Origin of the sequence: Yoonia sp. (assembly GCF_036007805.1) — a bacterium.
In the GTDB taxonomy this organism is placed as follows: Bacteria; Pseudomonadota; Alphaproteobacteria; order Rhodobacterales; family Rhodobacteraceae; genus Yoonia.
This window is the reverse complement of the sequence record NZ_DASYOK010000299.1, coordinates 1-4,219: the sequence shown is the minus strand read 5'-3', so window position 1 is coordinate 4,219 and position 4,219 is coordinate 1. Positions and strand designations below refer to the sequence as shown.

The following is a 4,219-nucleotide window of genomic DNA, read 5'->3' as shown; positions in this document are numbered from 1 at the left end:
ATTCATGGCTGCCGTTCCGGCGGGACTGCTCACGTTTTCTAACGCAAATATCGAAGTGCAGTTCGACAAGGTGACCGCAGCTATCGACATGTTAGTGCAAGGGTGCTGATAGAGATTGTTAAACATGATGTAACATAATCTGCATTATGCGTTTTTACATTGTAGCGCAAAGCGATAATGTCACCCCTGAGCAAAGCAGAAGTGTCACTCTCCCCAAAAGACTGAGGGAGATTGTGCATGGGATGGGTGGTGATGAGCGAGCGCGAGTTGAAACGTGTGGAAGTTTTGGCGCAGGTTGATGATGGTCGGTTGAGCGTCGACAACGCGGCGAACATGCTGGACCTGATGCGTCGACAGGTTTTCAGACTGTTGAAGCGCTACCGTCAGGATGGTGCAGCAGCGATCCGGCACAAATCGCGCGGCAAAATTCCCAACAATCAGATCCACAGGGCTAAGCGAGATTACGCACTGTCGCTCATCAAAGAGATCTACCCAGATTTCGGGCCGACTTTGGCCGCCGAGATGTTGGCCCAGCATCACAGGCTCAAAGTGTCGCGAGAGACGCTGCGCAAATAGGATGGTCGACGATGGTTTATGGCTTTCGCGCAAACAACGTCGCACATTTCACCAACCGCGTTTGCGCCGGGAATGCTATGGCGAACTGATCCAGATTGACGGCTCAGACCATCGTTGGTTTGAGGAGCGTGCTGGTCCCTGCACCCTGCTCGTCTTCATTGATGACGCCACCAGCACCTTGATGGAATTGCGGTTTGTGAAGTCCGAGAGCACCTTCAGTTACTCCGAAGAGCTGCAGAGCTATCTGATCGAACACGGTCGTCCCGTCGCGTTTTACAGCGACAAGCACACGGTGTTTCGCGTGGCAAAGGAAGACGCCAAGGTTGGCGCGGGTATGACACAGTTTGGGCGTGCGCTGAACGAGCTGAACGTCGAGATTTTGTGCGCCAATAGCAGCCAAGCCAAGGGTCGCGTTGAACGCGCAAACCGGACCTTGCAAGATCGACTGGTCAAGGAACTGCGTCTTGCGGATATCTCTGACATGGAAGCTGGAAATGCCTATTTGCAAGGCTTCAAAGACCGCTACAACGCGCAGTTTGCCAAAGCACCGGCCAAGCCTGACAACCTGCACCGCGCGCTCAATGTCGAGCCGGATCGGCTCGATGAAGTGCTGTGCTGGCGCGAGAACCGCTATGTCGGCAAGCAGCTGACATTTTCCTATGACCGCAAGCGGATCATGCTCGAAGAAAGCGACGTGACGCGCGGCCTTGTGGGCAAATATGTTGACACCTACGCCTTCGTGGATGGACGTTTTGAGGTGCGCTCGAAAGGCCGGGCCCTGCCCTACAAAATCTTCGACATGGATCAGCGCGTGACCCATGCCGCGATCACCGAGAACAAACGACAGTGTGTTGTGCTGGAACACATCAAAGAGATGCAGGACGCAGCACCTCCCAAAGCCAAGGTGCGCACCAATTCTGAGAAGATGGGTTACAAACCAAATGGCAAACGTCCCGGCAGACCTTCCGGCGGACGGGCCAAAAAGGCGATTGTGCAAGCGGCAGACTAAGCTCAGAATTGACGCCATGAATGCTGAAGAAGAACCAGAGATCATCATGTCCGATCTGTGCGCCGATGTTGAAGTCGATGGCCACTTTCTGACCGTGGATATCTACAAGAGCGACATCGACCCAGGGTGGATTTTGGAAGTCATCAACGAATTTGGCACATCGACAGTCTTCGACGATCCGTTCCTTGAGGATGGCCTTGCATGGCAGCAGTTCGAGAAGACTGTGAAGGAAGAAGGCTTGGCCGCGTTCCTCACCCAAAAAGAGAAACGGCAGCTCTTCCACTGATCCCCGCAAAGCCAGCCAGGGCTCCGATATCTGAGGTCTACGCCCTGTCAGGCTTTGCTCCTGTTGCGCATCGTGGTGACACTTCTGCATTGCGCAGACATTGACATTTTTACTTTGTTGCTAGAATATATTTTGTGTTGCGTTAGTATATTATTGTATATAGGATGAACTCTGTCATGGAGGCTCCTCAGCATGCGTAATTCACGAAAGAAGCTCCTCAGCTCGGCTGCTGTGGCTTTGACCATTACAGGCGTTTCTTTGCCAATACCCGCACGCGCCCAGACACACCCGATCGATTGCGCGATCCTCTTGTGTCTGTCTGGCGGCTGGCCAGCCTCTGTCCCTTGCGCCTGGGCCCGTGCCGAATTCATCCGGCGGATTACACCTTGGCCGGTTGAACCACCGCTACAGATCTGGCGCTGTCCCATGGGCGCATCACATGAAATCTTCACCCTATCCAATAGCGCAGACCAAATTTTCGAAGCATTCTTGCGAACCGACAGCGCAAAACCGCACCAATCCTTTCCAACGCGCGACGTCGCTGGCTTTGTGGATCCCGGTAAGGCTGCTTGGCGCTTTCCAGATGCCAATGAAAGCCCCGTTCCCGCCGACCTCGCCCTCCAACTCGCGCAGAATTACGCAGACATTGACATCAGTGGTCCAGAATTCAATTTCGTGCGGTCGATCCAAGTCTTTGATGTTCGCTATGCGCGGCAGCGCGAGTCCGGTCGTGACGGTCACTGTAATCGCAGCGCCACCGTTTTTATTGGCACGTATGGCACCCAAGGAGACTTCGCTTGGCAGAGGTCATCTATCACTGCCCTGCCCGAAGCTCATGTGGGTCTTGAACGTTGGGGTCAGAGTTGCCCAAACATTTATCACCGATCCGTCTTCGTTGATTGGCGTGACTATGAGGGCAACTACGGTTCCGAACAGGTGAACTACTAGAGGGTTGCGACCTTTCCGATTCAGGATTTAGACCCTGATTGTGATTCATCCTGTTTGGGAGGATGGATCATGTCAGCACCTTTGCCGCCGGCGCTTCGAGCGCGGTTTCAGGAGTATATTGAGGATGGGTTAAGCGGTCGCGCAGCGGCGTTGCGTTTGAAGCTCTCTGCTGCGACAGGTGCCCGCTGGGCACGGCAGGTCCGGACCAAGGGACGTGCGACGCCTGCGCCTCAGGGTCGCCCGCGCAACACCGGCAAGCTGGCAGCGTATCGGACCTTCTTTGAAGAGTTGGTCAAGCAAGACCCGGACATCACACTGTTCGAACTGAGGGATGCGTTGGCCGATGCGGAAGGCGTGCAGGTACATCATTCATCCATCGCAGATCTATTGTCCCGCCTCGGGTTCACACACAAAAAAAGTCGCTGGTCGCCACCGAACGCCGCCGTGCAAGAGTAAGACAGCAACGGGTCGACTGGTTCAAACATCGAAGACCTGCTATAGCGGCCATGCCAGAACGTGTTGTCTTCATTGACGAAACTGCCGTGAAAACCAACCTCACACGTCTGCGCGGTTGGGCTACGCGAGGGGAGCGGCTGACGATGGACGCCCCCTTCGGAAGCTGGGGCACGCAAACTCTGATCGCAGGTCTGGCACAGGATGGGCTGATCGCGCCATGGGTCATCAAGGGTGCGATGGACGGTCCCGCCTTCGCGACCTACGTCCGCGAAGTGCTGGTCCCTGAGATCGTGCCAGGGACCGTGGTCATACTCGACAACCTCGCCACCCACCAGAACAAGGAGGCCGCTGAGGCACTCCGCGCACATGGCTGCTGGTTCCTCTACCTACCACCGTACTCGCCGGACCTGAATCCGATTGAACAGGCTTTCTAGAAACTCAAAGCGCACCTGCACCGGATCGGCGCGAGGACACTCACAGAGGTGTTCGATGCTATCGGCACAATCTGCGATCTCTACGACCCGCAAGAATGCTGGAACTACTTCAAGGCTGCCGGATATGTCTCAAGTTAATCCCGAAATGCTTTAGTGCTAGAAATTGCTGATGTGCACGCAATGACTGTCCATCGTGTGTCGGTCTGGCGCACCCTGCACAGTCTCGGTTTGACGCATAAAAAAAGACCTGCAAGCCGTCGAGCAAAAGCGGCGTGAGGTCCGCCAGGCGCGCCATATCTGGATCACGCGGCGGCAACCGTTTATGGCCAACTTGTTGCCGCGCATAGGTCTCATCGATGTAACCTCACTCAAGCGGATCGATGTCGAACGCGAGAGCCTCCGGTCATTACCGGCACGGCGGACCACGGATTACGAGGAGGTCACGCTACGCGTCACGTCGTCCGGTGGCTTCACCTTGCGCAAGGTGTTCTATACCGTGCCGTCCCGGTT

Annotated in this window: 4 protein-coding genes and 1 pseudogene; all 5 read left to right on the top strand. The window is 55.4% G+C overall.

The window, feature by feature from the left end; genetic code table 11:
* Window positions 1-237 precede the first annotated feature (237 nt).
* The 5 genes and pseudogenes from VGP75_RS15720 to VGP75_RS20645 all read left to right on the top strand — a co-directional run bounded on the left by VGP75_RS15720 (window position 238) and on the right by VGP75_RS20645 (window position 3,709).
* Window positions 238-1,585: pseudogene (locus VGP75_RS15720) on the top strand (ISNCY family transposase).
* A gap of 16 nt (window positions 1,586-1,601) precedes the next feature.
* Entirely contained in the window at window positions 1,602-1,871 is a 270-nt protein-coding gene (locus tag VGP75_RS15715) for a hypothetical protein (protein ID WP_327544561.1), read from the top strand.
* A gap of 192 nt (window positions 1,872-2,063) precedes the next feature.
* Window positions 2,064-2,819 carry a hypothetical protein gene (locus VGP75_RS15710; protein ID WP_414727815.1) on the top strand — a complete coding sequence of 252 codons (756 nt, stop codon included), beginning with the start codon at window positions 2,064-2,066 and terminating at the stop codon, window positions 2,817-2,819.
* Between the two features lie 69 nt (window positions 2,820-2,888).
* Window positions 2,889-3,275, top strand: a complete 387-nt coding sequence (locus VGP75_RS20650) for a helix-turn-helix domain-containing protein (protein ID WP_414727814.1) — start codon at window positions 2,889-2,891, stop codon at window positions 3,273-3,275.
* A complete protein-coding gene (locus VGP75_RS20645) occupies window positions 3,191-3,709 on the top strand; it encodes an IS630 family transposase (RefSeq protein WP_414727816.1) in 519 nt (172 codons plus the stop codon). Before VGP75_RS20650 ends, VGP75_RS20645 begins: the two co-directional genes overlap by 85 nt.
* Window positions 3,710-4,219 lie beyond the last annotated feature (510 nt).

Bases quoted from the DNA above. Each gene is read 5' to 3' on its own strand.
- VGP75_RS20650 (WP_414727814.1), top strand. From the start codon at position 2,889: ATGTCAGCACCTTTGCCGCCGGCGCTTCGAGCGCGGTTTCAGGAGTAT.
- VGP75_RS15710 (WP_414727815.1), top strand. From the start codon at position 2,064: ATGCGTAATTCACGAAAGAAGCTCCTCAGCTCGGCTGCTGTGGCTTTG.
- VGP75_RS15715 (WP_327544561.1), top strand. From the start codon at position 1,602: ATGAATGCTGAAGAAGAACCAGAGATCATCATGTCCGATCTGTGCGCC.